The 19,524-nt window shown below is 67.0% G+C and carries 16 protein-coding genes; 13 read left to right on the forward strand and 3 right to left on the reverse strand.

Annotated features, from left to right (window positions below):
• The first annotated feature begins 13 nt into the window (after window positions 1–13).
• Both WS78_RS08905 and WS78_RS08910 read left to right on the forward strand, forming a co-directional pair.
• A complete protein-coding gene (locus WS78_RS08905; RefSeq protein WP_038749196.1) occupies window positions 14–1,360 on the forward strand; it encodes an adenylosuccinate synthase in 1,347 nt (448 codons plus the stop codon).
• 6 nt (window positions 1,361–1,366) lie between these two features.
• A complete protein-coding gene (locus WS78_RS08910) occupies window positions 1,367–1,960 on the forward strand; it encodes a phosphoribosyltransferase (RefSeq protein WP_038749199.1) in 594 nt (197 codons plus the stop codon).
• 127 nt (window positions 1,961–2,087) lie between these two features.
• Here WS78_RS08910 and WS78_RS08915 read toward each other — a convergent pair whose 3' ends face one another.
• Window positions 2,088–2,282 (reverse strand): hypothetical protein, encoded by a 195-nt coding sequence (locus WS78_RS08915; RefSeq protein WP_081989631.1) that lies wholly within the window; start codon window positions 2,280–2,282, stop codon window positions 2,088–2,090.
• On the opposite strand from WS78_RS08915, the gene WS78_RS08920 reads away from it, so the two are divergent.
• Window positions 2,247–4,139 carry a potassium transporter Kup gene (locus tag WS78_RS08920; RefSeq protein WP_059580846.1) on the forward strand — a complete coding sequence of 631 codons (1,893 nt, stop codon included), beginning with the start codon at window positions 2,247–2,249 and terminating at the stop codon, window positions 4,137–4,139. The two genes, WS78_RS08915 and WS78_RS08920, sit on opposite strands and share 36 nt — an antisense overlap.
• Before the next feature lie 336 nt (window positions 4,140–4,475).
• Here WS78_RS08920 and WS78_RS08925 read toward each other — a convergent pair whose 3' ends face one another.
• Window positions 4,476–6,809: a Tex family protein gene (locus tag WS78_RS08925; protein WP_059580850.1), complete on the reverse strand. Its 2,334-nt coding sequence runs from the start codon at window positions 6,807–6,809 to the stop codon at window positions 4,476–4,478.
• Window positions 6,810–6,949: 140 nt separating this feature from the next.
• Here WS78_RS08925 and WS78_RS08930 point away from each other — a divergent pair, with 140 nt between their 5' ends.
• The 3 genes from WS78_RS08930 to WS78_RS08940 all read left to right on the forward strand — a co-directional run bounded on the left by WS78_RS08930 (window position 6,950) and on the right by WS78_RS08940 (window position 10,339).
• Complete coding sequence (locus tag WS78_RS08930; protein WP_059580854.1) at window positions 6,950–7,699, forward strand: hypothetical protein; 750 nt, start codon at window positions 6,950–6,952, stop codon at window positions 7,697–7,699.
• Between the two features lie 109 nt (window positions 7,700–7,808).
• Complete coding sequence (locus WS78_RS08935; RefSeq protein WP_038749262.1) at window positions 7,809–8,024, forward strand: YdcH family protein; 216 nt, start codon at window positions 7,809–7,811, stop codon at window positions 8,022–8,024.
• Between the two features lie 59 nt (window positions 8,025–8,083).
• Window positions 8,084–10,339: an ATP-dependent DNA helicase gene (locus WS78_RS08940; RefSeq protein WP_059580859.1), complete on the forward strand. Its 2,256-nt coding sequence runs from the start codon at window positions 8,084–8,086 to the stop codon at window positions 10,337–10,339.
• A 202-nt stretch (window positions 10,340–10,541) separates the two neighbouring features.
• Here WS78_RS08940 and WS78_RS08945 read toward each other — a convergent pair whose 3' ends face one another.
• A complete protein-coding gene (locus WS78_RS08945) occupies window positions 10,542–11,366 on the reverse strand; it encodes an outer membrane protein assembly factor BamD (protein ID WP_038749213.1) in 825 nt (274 codons plus the stop codon).
• A gap of 53 nt (window positions 11,367–11,419) precedes the next feature.
• Between WS78_RS08945 and WS78_RS08950 the strand changes: the two genes are divergently transcribed.
• The 7 genes from WS78_RS08950 (at window position 11,420) to WS78_RS08980 (ending at window position 19,337) form a co-directional block, all read left to right on the forward strand.
• A complete protein-coding gene (locus tag WS78_RS08950; protein WP_059580862.1) occupies window positions 11,420–12,607 on the forward strand; it encodes an RluA family pseudouridine synthase in 1,188 nt (395 codons plus the stop codon).
• 6 nt (window positions 12,608–12,613) lie between these two features.
• Window positions 12,614–13,471: a peptidoglycan editing factor PgeF gene (gene pgeF, locus WS78_RS08955; RefSeq protein ID WP_038749218.1), complete on the forward strand. Its 858-nt coding sequence runs from the start codon at window positions 12,614–12,616 to the stop codon at window positions 13,469–13,471.
• A gap of 526 nt (window positions 13,472–13,997) precedes the next feature.
• The gene (phaC, locus tag WS78_RS08960) at window positions 13,998–15,806 is read left to right on the forward strand and encodes a class I poly(R)-hydroxyalkanoic acid synthase (protein ID WP_059580866.1); all 1,809 of its coding nucleotides are present in this window, start codon (window positions 13,998–14,000) and stop codon (window positions 15,804–15,806) included.
• Between the two features lie 96 nt (window positions 15,807–15,902).
• Window positions 15,903–17,084, forward strand: a complete 1,182-nt coding sequence (locus WS78_RS08965) for an acetyl-CoA C-acetyltransferase (protein WP_059580869.1) — start codon at window positions 15,903–15,905, stop codon at window positions 17,082–17,084.
• A gap of 125 nt (window positions 17,085–17,209) precedes the next feature.
• A complete protein-coding gene (locus WS78_RS08970; protein ID WP_038749229.1) occupies window positions 17,210–17,950 on the forward strand; it encodes a 3-ketoacyl-ACP reductase in 741 nt (246 codons plus the stop codon).
• Window positions 17,951–18,086: 136 nt separating this feature from the next.
• Window positions 18,087–18,659: a polyhydroxyalkanoate synthesis repressor PhaR gene (phaR, locus tag WS78_RS08975; protein WP_038749232.1), complete on the forward strand. Its 573-nt coding sequence runs from the start codon at window positions 18,087–18,089 to the stop codon at window positions 18,657–18,659.
• A 375-nt stretch (window positions 18,660–19,034) separates the two neighbouring features.
• Complete coding sequence (locus tag WS78_RS08980; protein ID WP_226377236.1) at window positions 19,035–19,337, forward strand: DMT family transporter; 303 nt, start codon at window positions 19,035–19,037, stop codon at window positions 19,335–19,337.
• The last annotated feature ends 187 nt before the right edge of the window (window positions 19,338–19,524 follow it).

Consider the following 19,524-nt stretch of genomic DNA (forward strand, 5'->3'; position numbering starts at 1 on the left):
CTATCGAATCAACATGTCTGCCAGCGCAGTGAACGTGACCCCCGGGCGCAACGTCGTCGTCGTGGGGACTCAATGGGGTGATGAAGGCAAAGGCAAGATCGTCGACTGGCTGACGGACCACGCTCAGGGCGTCGTGCGTTTCCAGGGCGGCCACAACGCAGGCCACACCCTCATCATCGGCGGCAAGAAGACCATCTTGCGCCTCATTCCGTCGGGCATCATGCGTGAAGGCGTCGCCTGCTACATCGGCAACGGCGTCGTGTTGTCGCCCGAGGCGCTCTTCAAGGAGATCGGCGAGCTGGAAGAGGCGGGCCTGTCCGTTCGCGAGCGGCTCTTCATCTCCGAGGCGACGACGCTGATCCTGCCGTACCACGTCGCGATCGACCAGGCGCGCGAGGCGCGGCGCGGCGCGGGCAAGATCGGCACGACGGGCCGCGGCATCGGCCCCGCGTACGAAGACAAGGTCGGCCGCCGTGCGCTGCGCGTGCAGGATCTGTTCGATGCGAGAACGTTCGCCGATCGCCTGCGCGAGAATCTCGATTTCCACAACTTCGTGCTGACCCAGTATCTCGGCGGCGCGGCCGTCGATTTCCAGGCGACGCTCGACACGATGCTCGGCTACGCGGATCGTCTGAAGCCGATGGTCGCGGACGTGTCGCGCCGCCTGTACGAAGAGAACCACGCGGGCCGCAACCTGCTGTTCGAAGGCGCGCAGGGCACGCTGCTCGACATCGATCACGGCACCTATCCGTTCGTCACGTCGAGCAACTGCGTCGCGGGCGCGGCGGCGGCGGGCGCGGGCGTCGGCCCGCAGAAGCTCAACTACATCCTCGGCATCACGAAGGCGTATTGCACGCGCGTCGGTTCGGGCCCGTTCCCGAGCGAACTGTACGACGCGGATAATCCGAGCCGCCAGGATCAGATCGGCATCACGCTCGCGAACGTCGGCAAGGAATTCGGCTCCGTCACGGGTCGTCCGCGCCGCACCGGCTGGCTCGACGCGGCCGCGCTGCGCCGCTCGATCCAGATCAACGGCGTGTCGGGCCTTTGCATGACGAAGCTCGACGTGCTCGACGGCCTCGAAGAAGTGAAGCTGTGCGTCGGCTACAAGATCGATGGCGAAGACGTCGACCTGCTGCCGCGCGGCGCGGCCGAAGTCGCGCGCTGCGAGCCCGTCTACGAGACGTTCGGCGGCTGGAAGGAGAGCACGGTCGGCATCAACTCGTGGGATGCGCTGCCCGCGAGCGCGCGTGCGTACCTCACGCGCGTGCAGGAAGTGGCCGGCGTGCCGATCGACATGGTGTCCACGGGCCCGGATCGCGACGAGACGATCCTGCTGCGCCATCCGTTCAAGGTGTAAGCGTAGATGACGCAGAATCTCATGCATGCGCTGACGATGTCCGATCCGCGCAACGACGACAAGAACCTCTGGGTCGGCTGGGACGAATACCACCGGCTGATCGAGATGCTCGCGCTCGCCGTCCACGAATCGGGCTGGAAGTTCGACAAGATCCTCTGCCTCGCGCGCGGCGGCCTGCGCGTCGGCGATCAGCTTTCGCGCATCTACGATCTGCCGCTCGCGATCCTCGCGACGAGTTCGTACCGCGAGGCGGCGGGCACGCAGCAGGGCGATCTCGACATCGCGCAGTACATCACGATGACGCGCGGCGATCTGTCGGGCAACGTGCTGCTCGTCGACGATCTCGTCGACTCGGGCGTGACGCTCGCGCGCGTTCAGCAGCATCTGAAGGAGCGCTATCCGGCCGTGACGGCCGTGCGTTCGGCCGTGCTCTGGTACAAGGGCTGCTCGAAGGTGAAGCCCGATTACCACGTTCAGTACCTGCCGACGAATCCGTGGATTCACCAGCCGTTCGAGGAATGGGATACGGTGCGTCCGCACAATCTCGCGGCATGGATCAAGCGCGGCAACATGCAGCGCGACGAAGCGTCCGACGCGTAAGCGCGTCCGGCGCAGCATCGAAAACGGCGCCTCGACGGCGCCGTTTTTTGTTCCGTCTTTTTACATCCTCTTTACGGTATCCGAAGAATCGCGCGGCGAGGGTAGGCGCGCCGTCTTCGCCCGGCTATCATGACGCCCCGTCGCGGCAGGATGCGTCACGACCCCATGCTACACTTGGCGCGCCGCAGCAAGTGGTGTGCTGACAACACCAGTGGGCGGCATTTTTGCGTGCCCAGTTAGAATAGCGCTCGTTTTTCCGATCCCAGCACGGATTTATATCGCTTTTATGACCGACACGAATCACTCGTCCATGCGCCAGCATTCGCTGCAATCGCTCGCAATCGCAGCAATCGGCGTGGTTTTCGGCGACATCGGCACGAGCCCGCTGTACTCGCTCAAGGAAGCGTTCAGTCCTGCCCACGGCATTCCTCTCACGCAAAGTTCGATCCTCGGAGTGATCTCGCTCCTGTTCTGGGCGATCATCCTCGTCGTCGGCATCAAGTACGTGCTGTTCGTGATGCGCGCCGACAACAACGGCGAAGGCGGCGTGCTCGCGCTGATGGCGCTGTCGCTGCGGCCGCTGAATCCGAAGTCGCGCGTCACCGGCCTGATGATGGCGCTCGGCATATTCGGCGCATGCATGTTCTACGGCGACGCGGTGATCACGCCGGCGATCTCGGTGATGTCGGCGGTCGAGGGCCTCGAGGTCGCGGCGCCGCAACTGACGCACCTCGTGCTGCCGATCACGATCGTGATCCTGATCGCGCTGTTCTGGATACAGCGGCATGGCACCGCGACGGTCGGCAAGCTGTTCGGCCCGATCATGGTGCTCTGGTTCGTCACGATCGCCGTGCTCGGCGTCTACCATATCGCGCGCGCGCCGATGATCGTCTCGGCGATCAACCCGTACTACGCGTTCTCGTTCATGTCCGAGCACGTGCTGCTCGCGTACGTGGTGCTCGGCTCCGTCGTGCTCGTGCTGACGGGGGCGGAGGCGCTTTATGCGGACATGGGCCACTTCGGCGCGAAGCCGATCCGGCTCGCCGCATACGTGCTCGTGATGCCGTCGCTCGTGCTCAATTACTTCGGCCAGGGCGCGCTGCTGCTCCTCGATCCGAAGGCGATCGAGAATCCGTTTTTCCTGCTCGCGCCGCAATGGGCGGCGCTGCCGCTCGTCGTGCTGTCGACGGTCGCCACCGTCATCGCGTCGCAGGCGGTGATCTCGGGCGCGTACTCGCTGACGAGCCAGGCGATCCAGCTCGGCTACGTGCCGCGGATGAAGATCCTGCACACGTCGGAGCTCGCGATCGGCCAGATCTACGTGCCCGTCGTCAACTGGCTGCTGTTGTTCGTGATCCTCTGCATCGTGATCGGCTTCAAGAGCTCCGACAACCTTGCGGCCGCGTACGGCATCGCGGTGACGGCGACGATGGTGATCACGACGATCCTCGCCGCCGTCGTGATGGTGAAGGTCTGGAACTGGAACAAGCTGCTCGTCGCGGCGATCATCGGCGTGTTTCTCGTCGTCGATCTCGGCTTCTTCGGCGCGAACCTGCTGAAGGTCGAGCAGGGCGGCTGGCTGCCGCTCGGCATCGGCGCGCTGCTGTTCTTCCTGCTGACGACCTGGTACAAGGGGCGTCACCTCGTCAAGGAGCGCACGGCAGCCGACGGCATTCCGCTCGCGCCGTTCCTGCAGGGCCTGCTCGCGCATCCGCCGCACCGCGTGTCGGGCACCGCGATCTATCTGACGGGCAACGACACGCTCGTGCCGGTGAGCCTCCTGCACAACCTGAAGCACAACAAGGTGCTGCACGAGCGAACCATTTTCCTCACGTTCGTCACGCGCGACATTCCGTACGTGAGGGATGACGAACGAGTGACGATCCACGACGCGGGCGAAGGGCTCTACATCGTCAAGGCGGAGTACGGCTTCAACGAAACGCCGGACGTGAAGGCGACGCTCGAGGAAGTGGCGCGTCAGCGCGGCATCACGTTCGAGTTGATGGACACGTCGTTCTTCCTCGCGCGCGAAACGGTCGTGCCGACCCATCTGCCGGGCATGTCGATCTGGCGCGAACGCGTGTTCGCATGGATGCATCAGAACGCCGCGAAGCCCACCGATTTCTTCTCGATTCCGGCGAACCGCGTCGTCGAGCTCGGCACGAAGATCGAGATCTGAGCGACGACGCGGGCCGCGTCCGTCGTTCTTCGGCAACGGCGCGGCCCGCAGGCTATGTGCATCGCTGTGCGGCGTGTGCGCCGGTCTGCTCCAGATTTGCTGCGTATCGTGCCGTCGACTTTCGAATGATCGACAACCGACCCTGGCGCGAACGAGGCGGCGAACGAGAGTCGCCGCCGGAAATCGGGTTGCGTTCGCTTTTCGGAAGCCGAAACCCGCGAGCGGACGTCGGTCGCGCGAGCCGGCTGCCGTGAATGGTCGCGGGGGCCGCGCGACGCCGCGGGCGTAAAAAAAGCCCGCATCGCTGCGGGCTTTTTCGTTGCCGGCGCGTCGCGCTCAACGCTGCTGCTTGAGTTTTGCGAACGCGGCGGCCATCGCGCCCGCCGGTTCCGGCTCGCGCGTGCGCTGCGGGCGGGCGCCGCCGCCACTGCGCATTCCGCCGCGCTCCGCGCCGCCGCGGCTGCCGGCGGCGCTCGGCGCCGCGTCGTCGTCGAGGCGCATCGTGAGCGAAATCCGCTGCCGCTTCACGTCGACATCGAGCACCTTCACCTTGACGACCTGGCCCGCCTTCACGACTTCGTGAGGGTCCTTGACGAATTTCGTCGACATCGCGGACACGTGGACGAGGCCGTCCTGATGCACGCCGACGTCGACGAACGCGCCGAACGCCGCGACGTTCGTCACGACGCCTTCGAGCACCATGCCCGGCGCGAGATCCGACACCTTCTCGACGCCTTCGCGGAACGTCGCGGTCTTGAATTCGGGGCGCGGATCGCGGCCCGGCTTCTCGAGTTCGGACAGAATGTCGCGCACGGTCGGCAGCCCGAAACGGTCGTCGACGAATTCGGCGGGCGACAGGCCCGCGAGCGCTTCGCGGCTGCCGAGCACGTCGTCGATGCGCTTGCTGATCTTCGCGAGCATCCGCTCGACGACGGGGTACGCTTCCGGGTGCACCGACGAGCGGTCGAGCGGATTCTCGCCGCCGTTGATGCGCAGGAAGCCGGCGGCCTGCTCGAATGTCTTGTCGCCGAGGCGCGGCACGCGGCGCAGGTGCTCGCGCGACGGGAACGGGCCGTTCGCGTCGCGGTAGTCGACGATGTTGCGCGCAAGCGTCGCATTGAGGCCCGACACGCGCGCAAGCAGCGCGGCCGACGCGGTGTTCGCATCGACGCCGACCGCGTTCACGCAGTCCTCGACGACCGCGTCGAGCGAACGCGCGAGCTCGCGCTGGTTCACGTCGTGCTGGTATTGGCCGACGCCGATCGCCTTCGGCTCGATCTTCACGAGCTCGGCGAGCGGGTCCTGCAGCCGGCGCGCGATCGACACGGCGCCGCGCAGCGACACGTCGAGCTCGGGGAATTCCTTCGCGGCCAGCTCCGATGCCGAGTAGACGGACGCGCCCGCCTCGGACACGACGATCTTCTGCAGCTTGAGCTCCGGATGCCGTGCGATCAGCTCGCTCGCGAGCTTGTCGGTCTCGCGCGACGCGGTGCCGTTGCCGATGCTGACGAGCTCGGCCTGCGTGTGCGCGGCGATGCGCGCGAGCTTCGCGATCGAGCCGTCCCAGTCGCGGCGCGGCTCGTGCGGGTAGATCGTGTCGGTCGCGAGCAGCTTGCCCGTGCGATCGACGACCGCGACCTTCACGCCCGTGCGCAGACCCGGGTCGAGACCGATCACGGCCTTCGGGCCCGCGGGCGCGGCGAGCAGCAGATCCTTCAGGTTGCGTGCAAACACGCGGATCGCTTCATGCTCGGCGTTCTCGCGCAGTTGCGTGAGCAGCTCGGTCTCGATGTGCGGCTGCACCTTCACGCGCCAGCACCAGCGGCACACGTCGGACAGCCACTTGTCGGCCGGCCGGTTCTGGTTCGCGATGCCGAAATGGCGCGCGATCATCGCCTCGCCGGGGTGCGGCACCTGCGCGTCGAGCTCGTCGCCGAGGCCGAGCTTGACGGTCAGCACGCCGGCGTTGCGGCCGCGGAACAGCGCGAGCGCACGGTGCGACGGCACGGTCTTGATGGTTTCCGAGTAGTCGTAGTAGTCGCGGAATTTCTCGCCTTCCTCGCCTTCCTTGCCGTCGACGACGGCCGACGACACGACGCCGCGCTCGAACAGGTAGTCGCGCAGCTTGCCGAGCAGTTCCGCCGTCTCGCCGAATTGCTCGGACAGGATGTCGCGCGCGCCGTCGAGCGCCGCCTTCACGTCGGCGACGCCGTTGTCCGCGTTCACGTACGCGGCGGCTTCCGTTTGCGGATCGAGCAGAGGATTCGCGAGGAGCGCCTGCGCGAGCGGCTCGAGCCCGGCTTCGCGGGCGATCTGCGCGCGCGTGCGGCGCTTCGGCTTGTACGGCAGGTACAGATCCTCGAGCGTTTGCTTGCTGTCGGCCGCCTCGATCGCCGCGCGCAGCTCGTCGGTCAGCTTGCCTTGCTCGTCGATGCTCGCGACGATCGTCGCGCGCCGCTCTTCGAGCTCGCGCAGATACAGGAGGCGCTCTTCGAGCTGGCGCAGTTGCGTGTCGTCCAGGTTGCCCGTGACCTCCTTCCGGTAGCGGGCGATGAACGGAACGGTGGAGCCTTCGTCGAGGAGTTGCACCGCTGCTGCGACCTGCCTGGGCTGAACCGCCAGTTCGTCGGCGATGCGCTGTACGATCTTGAGTGCTACGGTTTCCGTCATGTCGTGATGTGCGTCTACTGCCTGCTGAAATCGCCCGGTCCGGCCGACTGCGCCCTCGGGCCGGCCCTGGCGGGTGAATGGAGCGGGGCATTTTGCCATAAATGCGAAAGGGTCTAGCCGCGGGTGTTAGAATTTGGCCCATGATCCGCAGCTTTCCTACGACGTTGCCTACTTCCCGATTTTCCATTGTCGCGTTCGCCGTGGCGCTTGCGGCGACGCTGTCCTGCGCGCCCGTCGCCGGCGTCGCGCAGACGTCCGCAGCGGCGCCGGCCGCCGCTGCGTCCGATGCGGATACGTTCGCCGCGCAAGCGAATTTCGACGCGCGTCAAAAAGTGCTCAATCAACGCACGACGGAAAACGATTATCGTTATGCGGTGGCCCAGCACGATTGCTACAGCGCGTTTTTCGTCAATCGCTGCTTGAACAAGGCGCGCGAGACGGTGCGCGCGGAGCGCGCGAGCATCAGCCAGGAGCAGCTCGCGCTCGACGACGAACAGCGTGCGGTGCGCGCGCAGGAGCGCGACCGGCAACTGGCGCTCAAGGATGCGCAGCGGCAGGCGCAAGCGCCGCAGCGCGCGGCCGACGAAGCGGCGAATGCGGCGGCTTATGAAGGCAAGCAGCAGCAAAACGCGCTGAAGCGCGCGGAGCGCGACGCGCAGGCGCCGCAGCGCGCGGCGAACCAGAAGGCCTACGATGCGAAGCAGGCCGAGTTTCAGCGCAAGCTCGACGCGGCGCACGCGCAGGCGGCGAAGGATGCGCAGCAGCGTGCGGGGAACGCCGAGCGCTACGAACAGAAGCAGCGTGACGCGGCGCAGCACAAGGCGGACGTCGAGGAGCGCCAGCGACAGGCCGCCGAGAAGGCGAAGCAGAAGCAACAACAGCAGCAGTAACGGTTAGCAGCAGGGGTAGTGACGCGGTAGCGTTGGGTGGTGGTTTCGCAAGGCAATCTCGGGCATGCGGGCGGCTCGGCCGGCATGCCGATTCAGTGAGGAGGCGAGTATGCAAACCCGTTCGGCGGAAACTCAACAGGAACTGTACAACCGACTGACGTCGTTGCAGGAGCTGCACAGGCAGCTTGCCCGCGAGATCGAGCAGAAGGAGGGCCGGTCCGACATCGACGACCTGGCGCTGCACCGGCTGAAGAAGGAAAAGCTGCTCGCCAAAGACAAGATCATCATGCTGCAGTCGCAGCTCGAACCGGATAAGCGCGCTTGACGCGCGGCCTGGCAAGCGCCGGCGCCGCGGCAAGCGCCGGATACTAGGAACCGCTTGCCTTGAATTCACCGCTTGATGTCAATCCCGACGCGCGGCGCGACGATTCGTCCGCCGCGCGCGCCCGCACGTCCGGCGCCGTGGCGGCGACGGGCGCGTATACGCCGAGCGTGAAGCGTATCGACGAGCTCGACGCGATCTTCGGCGACGGCGGCCTCTTCGCGCGCGCGCTCGACAGCTATCGTCCGCGCGCGTCGCAGATCGACATGGCGCGCGCCGTCGCGGCCGCGATGGAGGCGTCGGGTAAGCTGATGCCGGAGCCCGAGATCTTCGAGACGCGCAAGCGTCCCGCGCGACGCCTGCAGGAGGGCGCTTCCGCCGGCCGCGACGACGCGCCCGCCGCATTGCCCGACGGCGAAGGTGCCGACAACGGCGACAACACGCTGATCGTCGAGGCGGGCACGGGCACCGGCAAGACCTATGCATACCTCGTCCCGGCGATGCTCTGGGGCGGCAAGGTCATCGTGTCGACGGGCACGAAGCACTTGCAGGATCAGCTGTTCCTGCGCGACATCCCGACGGTGCGCGATGCGCTCGCGGTGCCCGTGACGGTCGCGATGCTCAAGGGGCGCGCAAACTATCTGTGCCATTACTACCTGCAGCGCACGGCCGACAACGGCCGCCTGCCGTCGCGGCAGGACACCGCTTACCTGCAGGACATCATCCGCTTCGCGAAGATCACGAAGAGCGGCGACAAGGCCGAGCTCGCGAGCGTGCCGGAGACGTCGTCCGTGTGGTCGATGGTCACGTCGACGCGCGACAACTGCCTCGGCCAGGAATGCCCGCATTACAAGGATTGCTTCGTGATGCAGGCGCGCCGCGAGGCGCAGCAGGCGGACGTCGTCGTCGTCAATCACCACCTGTTCTTCGCGGACATCATGCTGCGCGACACCGGGATGGCCGAGTTGCTGCCGAGCGCGAACACGATCATCTTCGACGAGGCGCATCAACTGCCCGAGACCGCGACGCTCTTTTTCGGCGAGACGCTGTCGACGACGCAGCTGCTCGAGCTCGCGCGCGACTCGGTGGTCGAAGGTCTTGCGCATGCGCGTGACGCGGTGGAATGGGTGAAGCTCGGCGGCGCGCTCGAGCGTGCGGCGCGCGACTTGCGGCTTGTGTTCGCCGACGACGGCATCGTGCGGATGTCGCTCGCGCAGCTGGGTGACGGCCATCCGCTCTTTGGCGCGCTCGACGCGCTCGACGCGGCGCTCGGCGCGCTGTCGACCGCGCTTGCGGGACAAGCGGAGCGCGCCGAGTCGATCGCCGCATGCGAGCGCCGCGCGCGCGAGCTGCAGGATCTGCTCGCGGGCTGGGTCGCGCCCGGCGCGAAGGAGGACGCAGCCGATGCGCAAGCCGGAGCTCAGGCGGGCGAGCACGGCGATCCGAACGAGAAGGTGCGCTGGGTCGAGGTATTCGCGCACACGGTCCAGTTGCACGAAACGCCGCTGTCCGTCGCGCCGATCTTCGCGAAACAGCGCGCGGGCGTGCCGCGCGCGTGGATCTTCACGTCGGCGACGCTGTCGGTGCGTGGCGATTTCACGCATTACGCGGCGCAGATGGGCCTCAACGCGCGCCGCTCGATGACGCTGCCGAGCCCGTTCGACTATCAAACGCAAGGGCTCCTGTACGTGCCGCGGAACTTGCCGCAGCCGTCGTCGCCCGCGTTCACCGACGCGGTGTTCGACGCCGCGCTGCCGGCGATCGAGGCGTCGGGCGGCGGTGTGTTCGTGCTGTGCACGACGCTGCGCGCGGTCGACCGGATCGCGACGAAGCTGCGCGATACGATCGACGCGCGCGGCTGGGGCACGCCGCTCCTCGTGCAGGGCGACGCAAGCCGCACCGAGCTGCTCGACCGGTTCCGCGCGTACGGCAATGCGATTCTCGTCGGCAGCCAGAGCTTCTGGGAAGGCGTCGACGTGCGCGGCGACGCGCTGTCGCTCGTCGTGATCGACAAGCTGCCGTTCGCGCCGCCCGACGATCCGGTGCTCGCCGCGCGGCTCGACGCGCTGACGAAAAAGGGATTGAGCCCGTTCGCCGCCCACCAACTGCCGCAGGCCGTCATCACGCTGAAGCAGGGCGCGGGCCGCTTGATTCGTGCGGAGACGGATCGCGGCGTGCTGATGATCTGCGACACGCGCCTCGTCGACAAGCCGTACGGCCGGCGCATCTGGCAGAGCCTGCCGCCCTTCAAGCGCACGCGCGAGATCGACGTCGTCCGCGAGTTCTTCGCCGAGCGGCGCGAGCCCGAGCAGGCTTGAGCGCGCCGCACGCGCGCCGTTTGCGGCGGCGGCACGGGATGTGCGGGGCGATCGGCGAGCAGTGCGGCCGCGCCGCGCTGCTCGCGGCGTGTGCTAAACGCGCGAGAACGCCTCAAAAAAAGAAAACCCGGCTCGACAGGCCGGGTTTTCTTTTGGCAGCGTCCGTCAACTGCGGTCAACTGCGTAATGCGCGACGCTCAGCTCAGAACTGCCACCACGATTTCTTCGCGCCCGGCCGAGCATGACCGGTCACGTACGGGCTGTCCGGGAACGTCGACGCGAGCACGCGCTTCGTGTCGTCGGCGAGCTGCGTCTGGTTCAGCTTCGCGTACGACAGCATCATGATGTGCAGCGCATCCTCGATCGCGGGCGCGTTCTTGTATTCCCTGATCGCGAGTTGCGCGCGGTTGATCGCCGCGACGTAAGCGCCGCGCCGGTAGTAGTAATCGGCCGCGTGCACTTCGTGCGATGCGAGCGCGTTGACGATGTAGCGCATCCGCGCGGCCGCGTCCGGCGCATACTTGCTCTTCGGATAGCGGTCGACGACGAGCTTGAATGCGTCATACGATTCGCGCAGCGCCTGCGGATCGCGCTCGCTCATGTCCTGGCCGGAGAAGCGGCCGAAGAGACCGAGGTCGTCGTTGAAGTGGATCATCCCCTTCAGATAGTACGCGTACGCGATATCCGGGTGATCCGGGTGCAGCTGGATGAAGCGGTCGATTGCCTGGTCGGCCGCGGCTGCTTCGTTGTCCTTCCAGTTGCAGTACGCGACGTTGATCTGCGCCTGCTGCGCGAAATGGCCGAACGGATCGCGGCCCTGCAGCGCTTCGAAGTATTTCGCGCACTTGCCCCAGTCGCCGCCCGTCAATGCATCCTGAGCCTCTGAGTATAATTTGTTGTTCGACCAGGTCGCCGTCTCGTCGGTCTTCTGCGGCAAGCCGTGGCAGCCCGCGACGAGCGCCGCCGCAGCGGCCAGCGCGGCCCAGGCGGCCGCAGGTTTCGCGACGCGTTTGGTCGAATGCATCATGGTGAATAGGGCTCGCATTGTCCTAGCTTCAAGTCTCAAGTGACCCAGTCTAAATGACCCGTTCAAGTTCGTTGAATGCCCGTGCGGGCAAGTCAAACCGCGACGATTATAGCCCAAGCGTCAGCCCCGCCGATGCTTCTGCCGGCGATTCGCTCGACGATGATCTGACGAGCGACGCGCTCGTCGCGCCCGCGAGCGCCGATTCCGGCGCCGATGCGCCGCGCGTGATCGAGGTGCCGCCCGCGCTCGCGGGCGAGCGCCTCGACAAGGCGCTCGCGCAGCTCTTCCCCGAGTTTTCGCGCAGCCGCCTGCAGCAGTGGATCGAATCGGAGCGCGTGCGCGTCGACGGCGCGCACGCGAAGATCCGGCAGCCCGTGCCGCTCGGCGCGACGATCGAGCTCTTGCCCGACCTGCTGCCCGAGCAACTCGCGTTCGCGCCGGAGCCGGTGCCGCTTTCGATCGTCTACGAGGACGACACGCTCGTCGTCGTAGACAAGCCGGCCGGCCTCGTCGTGCATCCGGCCGCCGGCAACTGGAGCGGCACGCTGCTCAACGGCCTGCTGCACCGCTATGCCGATGCGGCGGGCCTGCCGCGCGCGGGCATCGTGCACCGGCTCGACAAGGAAACGTCGGGCCTGATGGTCGTCGCGCGCACGCTCGCCGCGCAGACCGACCTGATCCGCCAATTGCAGGCGCGCACGGTGAAGCGCCGCTATTTCGCGCTCGCGTGGGGGCAGATGCCCGATGAGGGCACGATCGACGCGCCGATCGGCCGCGACCCGCGCGAACGCACGCGGATGGCGGTCGTCACGGGGGCGGCGGGCAAGCCGGCGCGCACGCATTTCCGTACGGTCGACACGACGATGTGGGAGCGCCAGCCGGTGTCGGCGATCCATTGCGATCTCGAGACCGGGCGCACGCACCAGATTCGCGTGCATTGCGCGCACGTCGGGCATCCGCTCCTCGGCGATCCCGTGTACGGCCGCGCGCGCGGCAAGCGCTCGGTCGCGCCGCTGCCGGGCGGCTTCGCGCGGCAGGCGCTGCACGCTTGGCGGCTCGGCCTCGTGCATCCCGCGAGCGGCCGGACGATGCAATGGCGCGCGCCGCTGCCGGCCGATCTCGCGGCGCTCGTCGACGCGCTCGGCTTCGGTGCGGACGACGCGGAATTCGGCGACGACGACGCGGTCTATGACGAAGGTTACGATGACGGCATCCCGCATGCCGGCGACGATGAGGATTGATTCCCGATGACGATGTTGCGACCCCTGACGCTCGCCGATTGCGTGCAACCCGACTGGCACGCGCCCCCGCGCGTGCGAGCGCTCGTCTCGACGCGCAACGGGGGCGTGAGCGAGCCGCCTTATGGTGGTTGGGGCGGCGGCGGCGAGGTCGCGGGCGGGATGAATCTCGGCCGGCACACGGGCGACGATCCCGCGCATGTCGAGATGAACCGCGCGCGGCTGCTCGCGCTGACCGGCCGGTCGCGCGCCGCGTGGCTCGAGCAGGTCCACGGCACGGACGTCGTGCGCGCCGAGGACGTGCTCGCCGCGAGCGCGGGCGGCGCGGGCGAGGGCGAAGCCGAGCGCGTCGTGCGCGCGGACGCGAGCGTTGCGACGGCGCCGGGCGCCGTTTGCGTCGTGATGGTCGCCGATTGCTTGCCGGTGCTGCTGTGCGACGACGCGGGCCGGGCGGTCGGCGCCGCGCATGCGGGCTGGCGCGGACTCGTCGGGGGGATCGTCGAGAAGACGGCCGAGCGCGTTGCGGCACTGGCGGGCGGCGGCCTCGACGGCCTGCACGCGTATCTCGGCCCGGCGATCGGCCCGAGCGCTTTCGAAGTCGGCGCCGACGTGCGCTCGGCCTTTCTCGACGCGGCGCCGCTCGCCGATTACGCGGCGACCGAGCGCGCATTCGCGCCGCGCGCGGACGCGCCCGGCAAATATCTGGCGGATCTCTACGCGCTCGCGCGTCTGCGCCTCGCGCGCGCGGGCGTCACGCGCGTGAGCGGCGGCACCGCGTGCACGGCGACCGAGCGTGAGCGCTTCTATTCGTATCGACGCGATCGCGTGACGGGACGAATGGCCGCGATGATCTGGCTCGCCGATTGACGGCCGCCGGTTGCGCGCGGCCCTTTGTTGACGATCGGGAACGAGCGGGAGCGATATTTTCGCCGTGCCGCCGGGCGCCGATTGCTGCGCTGCTTCGTGCGATTGCTGTCATCGAAATCGCTTAGACTCTCGCCGGCCGATTCGGCCTGGCATCCGCGCCGCGCCGCGCATCGCATCGCGCGTTTCGCAACAATTATTCCGGTCGGTGAAGCATGTGTTGTCGGAGGTGACGGATCACATGGGGAAAACGATAATGATAAAACTACTGCACTGCGGCAGAATCTGGAGGAACGCTCCGGAACGCGACGCCCGGCCGGACGGGGCGCAGTGGGTGGTCGACTTCATGCGGCTCGAGCAGGATTTCCAGGGTCCCCGCAGGCAATACCGAGGAAACACCGAGGAACCACCGAGGAACCACCGAGGAACCACCGTTAAGGCAGGTATGACAGCATCGAAAAAATCGTCGACGTCCTCTCATACGGATACTTCCCAGGGTCGCGAGACAGCCGGATCGGCGACCCAGCCCATGCAACAGATGTTCGAGTCCTGGATCGGCGCGTGGCGCAGCTTCGCGGACCCGGCCCGCGCGGCCGCCGGCGGCGCGCCCGCACAGCCGCCGTTCGCGGCGTTCCAGCCGTCTCAGCCGTTCCCGTTCGCGATGCCGGCCATGCCGCAGATGCCGCCGATGCCGGACTGGTCGGGCGCGTCCGCATCCTTCGCGGGGCTCGCGCCCGTCGCGTCGGTGCCGCCCGCGCGGCTGCAGACGCTTCAGGCCGACTATTCGCGCGATAGTCTCGCGCTGATCCAGCAGGCGACGGCCGCGACGCCGACCGTTCCCGATCTCAAGGACCGGCGTTTCAGCTCGGACGCGTGGAAGGCGTCGCCCGCGCATGCGTTCGCAGCCGCATGGTATCTGCTGAACGCGCGCTATCTGCAAGAGCTCGCCGACGCGCTCGAGACCGATCCGAAGACGCGCGAGCGAATCCGCTTCGCGGTCCAGCAATGGACGGCCGCCGCGGCGCCGAGCAACTTCCTCGCGCTCAATCCTGAAGCGCAGAAGAATCTCGTCGAGACGCAAGGCGAGAGCCTGCGGCTCGGGATGAAGAACCTGCTCGCCGACATGCAGCGAGGCAAGATCTCGCAGACGGACGAAACTCAGTTCGTCGTCGGCAAGAATCTCGCGGTGACGGAAGGCGCGGTCGTCTACGAGAACGATCTGATCCAGCTGATCCAGTACAAGCCGACGACGGCGACCGTCTTCGAGCGGCCGCTTCTCATCGTGCCGCCTTGCATCAACAAGTTCTACATCCTCGATCTGCAGCCTGAGAATTCGCTCGTCGCGCATGCGCTGTCGTGCGGCCATCAGGTTTTCCTGGTGTCGTGGCGCAACGCGGACGCATCGGTCGCGCGCAAGAACTGGGACGACTACATGGACGAGGGGCTCCTCGCCGCGATCGACGCCGTCCAGCAGGTGAGCGGGCGCGAGCAGATCAACACGCTCGGCTTCTGCGTCGGCGGCACGATGCTGGCGACGGCGCTCGCGGTGCTCGCCTCGCGCGGCGAGCATCCGGCCGCGTCGATGACGCTCCTCACCGCGATGCTCGACTTCTCCGACACGGGCATCCTCGACGTGTTCGTCGACGAAGCGCACGTGCAAATGCGCGAGCAAACGATCGGCGGCAAGAACGGCACGCCGCCGGGGCTCATGCGCGGCGTCGAGTTCGCGAACACGTTCTCATTCCTGCGGCCGAACGATCTCGTCTGGAACTACGTCGTCGACAACTACCTGAAGGGACGCACGCCGGCGCCGTTCGATCTGCTCTACTGGAACAGCGATTCGACGAGCCTGCCGGGCCCGATGTACGCGTGGTACCTGCGAAACACCTATCTCGAGAACAAGCTGCGCGAGCCGGACGCGCTCGTCGTGTGCGGCGAGCCCGTCGATCTGTCGAGGATCGACGTGCCGACGTTCATCTACGGCTCGCGCGAGGATCACATCGTGCCGTGGCAGACCGCGTACGAATCGACGTCGCTGCTCGCGGGCCCGCTCAAGTTCGTGCTCGGCGCGTCGGGCCACATCGCGGGCGTGATCAACCCGCCCGCGAAAAAGAAGCGCAGCTACTGGAGCTACGACGCAAGCGCGAAGGCGCTGCCGGAATCGGCGAACGACTGGCTCGACGCGGCGACCGAACATCCGGGCAGTTGGTGGCCCGTGTGGATCGAGTGGCTCGATCAGTACGGCGGCCGCAAGGTGAAGCCGCGCGCGCAGCTCGGCTCCGCGCACTTCCCTGTGATCGAGCCCGCGCCCGGCCGCTATGTGATGCAACGCGATTGACGAACGGCGGAAGGCGGAGCACGCTTTCCGTCGCTACCGACTTTTAACAGGGCGACACGCGGCGCGCCGTGCCGCGTTCGCTCGGAGGATAGTGAAATGACTGACGTAGTGATCGTATCGGCCGCGCGCACCGCGGTCGGCAAGTTCGGCGGCTCGCTCGCGAAGATCGCCGCGCCGGAGCTCGGCGCGACCGTGATCCGCGCGGTGCTCGAGCGCGCGGGCGTGAAGCCCGAGCAGGTCGGCGAAGTGATCCTGGGCCAGGTGCTGACGGCGGGCTCGGGCCAGAATCCGGCGCGCCAGGCGCTGATCGCGGCGGGCCTGCCGACCGCGGTGCCCGGCATGACGATCAACAAGGTGTGCGGCTCGGGCCTGAAGGCCGTGATGCTTGCCGCGAACGCGATCGTCGCGGGCGACGCGGAGATCGTCGTCGCGGGCGGCCAGGAGAACATGAGCGCCGCGCCGCACGTGCTGCCGGGCTCGCGCGACGGCTTCCGGATGGGCGACGCGAAGCTCGTCGACAGCATGATCGTCGATGGCCTGTGGGACGTCTACAACAAGTACCACATGGGCGTCACGGCGGAGAACGTCGCGAAGGAGCACGGCATCACGCGCGAGCAGCAGGACCAGTTCGCCGCGCTGTCGCAGAACAAGGCGGAAGCCGCGCAGAAGGCGGGCCGTTTCGACGACGAGATCGTGCCGATCGAGATTCCGCAGAGAAAGGGCGAGCCGCTTCGCTTCGCGACCGACGAATTCGTGCGCCACGGCGTGACGGCCGAGTCGCTCGCGACGCTCAAGCCCGCGTTCACGAAGGACGGCACGGTGACGGCCGCGAACGCGTCCGGCATCAACGACGGCGCGGCCGCGGTGCTCGTGATGTCGGCGAAGAAGGCGGAGTCGCTGGGCCTTGCGCCGCTCGCGCGGATCAAGGCGTACGCAAACGCGGGCGTCGATCCGAGCGTGATGGGCATGGGCCCCGTGCCGGCGTCGCGCCGCTGTCTCGAGCGCGCGGGCTGGTCGGTCGGCGACCTCGATCTGCTGGAGATCAACGAGGCGTTCGCCGCGCAGGCGCTCGCGGTCCATAAGCAGATGGGCTGGGACACGTCGAAGGTCAACGTGAACGGCGGCGCGATCGCGATCGGCCATCCGATCGGCGCGTCGGGCTGCCGGATTCTCGTCACGTTGCTGCACGAAATGCAAAAGCGCGATGCGAAACGCGGCCTCGCGTCGCTTTGCATCGGCGGCGGGATGGGCGTCGCGCTCGCGCTCGAGCGTCCGTAACGCGAATCAGAGGCAATCGGCCGGGCCGCGCCGACAGGTGCGGCTCGGAGAACAGGCGGATCGGCAGGCGGGCGACGGAGAAGTTGCCGCTCGGCGCTTCTCAAAACGATAATGGAGTAAAGGTTATGTCTCAGCGAATTGCTTACGTAACGGGCGGAATGGGCGGCATCGGCACGAGCATCTGCCAGCGTCTGCACAAGGACGGCTTCAAGGTGGCCGCGGGCTGCGGCCCGAATTCGCCGCGCCGCGTGAAGTGGCTCGAGGACCAGAAGGCGCTCGGCTTCGATTTCTATGCGTCCGAAGGCAACGTCGGCGACTGGGATTCGACGAAGCTGGCGTTCGACAAGGTGAAGGCCGAGATCGGCGAGGTCGACGTGCTCGTCAACAACGCGGGCATCACGCGCGACGTCGTGTTCCGCAAGATGACGCGCGAAGACTGGACGGCCGTGATCGACACGAACCTGACGAGCCTCTTCAACGTCACGAAGCAGGTGATCGACGGGATGGTCGAGCGCGGCTGGGGGCGCATCATCAACATCTCGTCGGTGAACGGCCAGAAAGGGCAGTTCGGCCAGACGAACTACTCGACCGCGAAGGCGGGCATTCACGGCTTCACGATGTCGCTCGCGCAGGAAGTCGCGACGAAGGGCGTGACGGTCAACACGGTGTCGCCGGGCTATATCGGCACGGACATGGTGAAGGCGATCCGCCCGGACGTGCTCGAGAAGATCGTCGCGACGATTCCGGTGCGCCGTCTCGGCTCGCCCGACGAGATCGGCTCGATCGTCGCGTGGCTCGCGTCGGAGGAGTCCGGTTTCGCGACGGGCGCCGATTTCTCGCTGAACGGCGGCTTGCATATGGGCTGAGCCATGGAGCCGGGCGGCATGTGCCGTCCGGGCCCATGGGTCGGATGTTCCGGGAACGCCCGGTTCCGCGCGCGGCCGCGCCCGCGTGCGGCGCCGGGCGCCGTCACTGCGCGCATCAGGCGCTCAAAGGCGTTACATGACTACTACAAAGAAAACTGGCGAACGGCTGATCAAGAAGTATCCGAACCGCCGTTTGTACGATACGGAGACGAGCACGTACATTACGTTGACCGACGTGAAGCAGCTCGTGCTCGGCCAGGAGGATTTCAAGGTCATCGATGCGAAGAGCAACGAAGACCTGACCCGCAGCATCCTGCTGCAGATCATCCTCGAAGAGGAAAGCGGCGGCGTGCCGATGTTCTCGTCGTCGATGCTGTCGCAGATCATCCGGTTCTACGGACATGCGATGCAGGGGATGATGGGCACGTACCTGGAGAAGAACATCCAGGCGTTCATCGACATCCAGAGCAAGCTCGCCGATCAGTCGAAGAGCCTGTACGAGAACAATGCGATGAATCCCGAGGTCTGGTCGCAGTTCATGAACATGCAGGCGCCGATGATGCAAGGAATGATGACGAGCTACATCGAGCAGTCGAAGAACATGTTCGTGCAAATGCAGGAGCAGATGCAGAACCAGGCGAAGACGATGTTCAGCTCGTTCCCGTTCAAGCCGGCGACGCCGCCGGGCAGCGAGCCCGAGAAGAAGTAAGCGCGGCGTTTGTCGCAGCGATCGAACGCGATTGCGGCGGGGGCGCACGGCTCGGTCGCGGCGATCGGCGCGTCGTCGGCCGCGGAGCGGCTTGGGGGGGGCGTCGGCGCAAGGTCGGCTGAGTGCGTCCAGGGCGCGCGTGGCCGCCGAGCTTGCGGCTTGGCGCGCGTCATCGAACGGACATCGCGATCGCGTAAAAAAGAAATGGCGCCTGCGAGGCGTCGTTTCTTTTTGGGGACGTATGCATCGGCGTCACGGGCGGCGGCATTGGCGCCGGGTGCCGGGCCGTGTGCGTCGCTGCGCGAAGCCTGTTGGTTTCTCTTCGCAGGGACTCGTCCTGATTGCCGGTGAACGCTCGCGAGCCCGTGGCACCTGCTGGTTCTGTCCATCTTGTCCGAAGTGTGCGGCACCATTTTCCTGAAGCTGTCGGCGGGCCTCGCGCGTCTGCCGTTTACGATTGCGATGGGCGCATGCTACGCGGCGGCGATCTGGCTGATGGGGCTCGCCACCAAGCAGCTCGAGATCGGCATCGCGTATGCGGTCTGGGCCGGCGCGGGGACGGCGTTGGTCGGCATCGCGATTTTCGACGAGGGTGCGTCGCTCGCGAAATGGTCCGGCATGACTTTCATCGTGGCCGGCGTGGTGCTTCTGAATTTGAGTCAGAAAGTGCCGTCGTGACGCCGCTCCGAAGCGGCGCGGCGGGCGGCCTGCCGCAGGCGGCGCGAGCGCGGAAACGGCCGATCGGAGCGCGAGATGCGGCGCGCCGGGCGCCGGGTGCGCGTCCGTGAAGGAACGTTGCCGCGCGGAGGGTAAAATGCGGGCAAACCCAAGGCGCGCCGCCGGCGCACGCCGTCCCCTCACGCAT

It is taken from the genome of Burkholderia savannae (assembly GCF_001524445.2).
Lineage (GTDB): Bacteria > Pseudomonadota > Gammaproteobacteria > Burkholderiales > Burkholderiaceae > Burkholderia > Burkholderia savannae.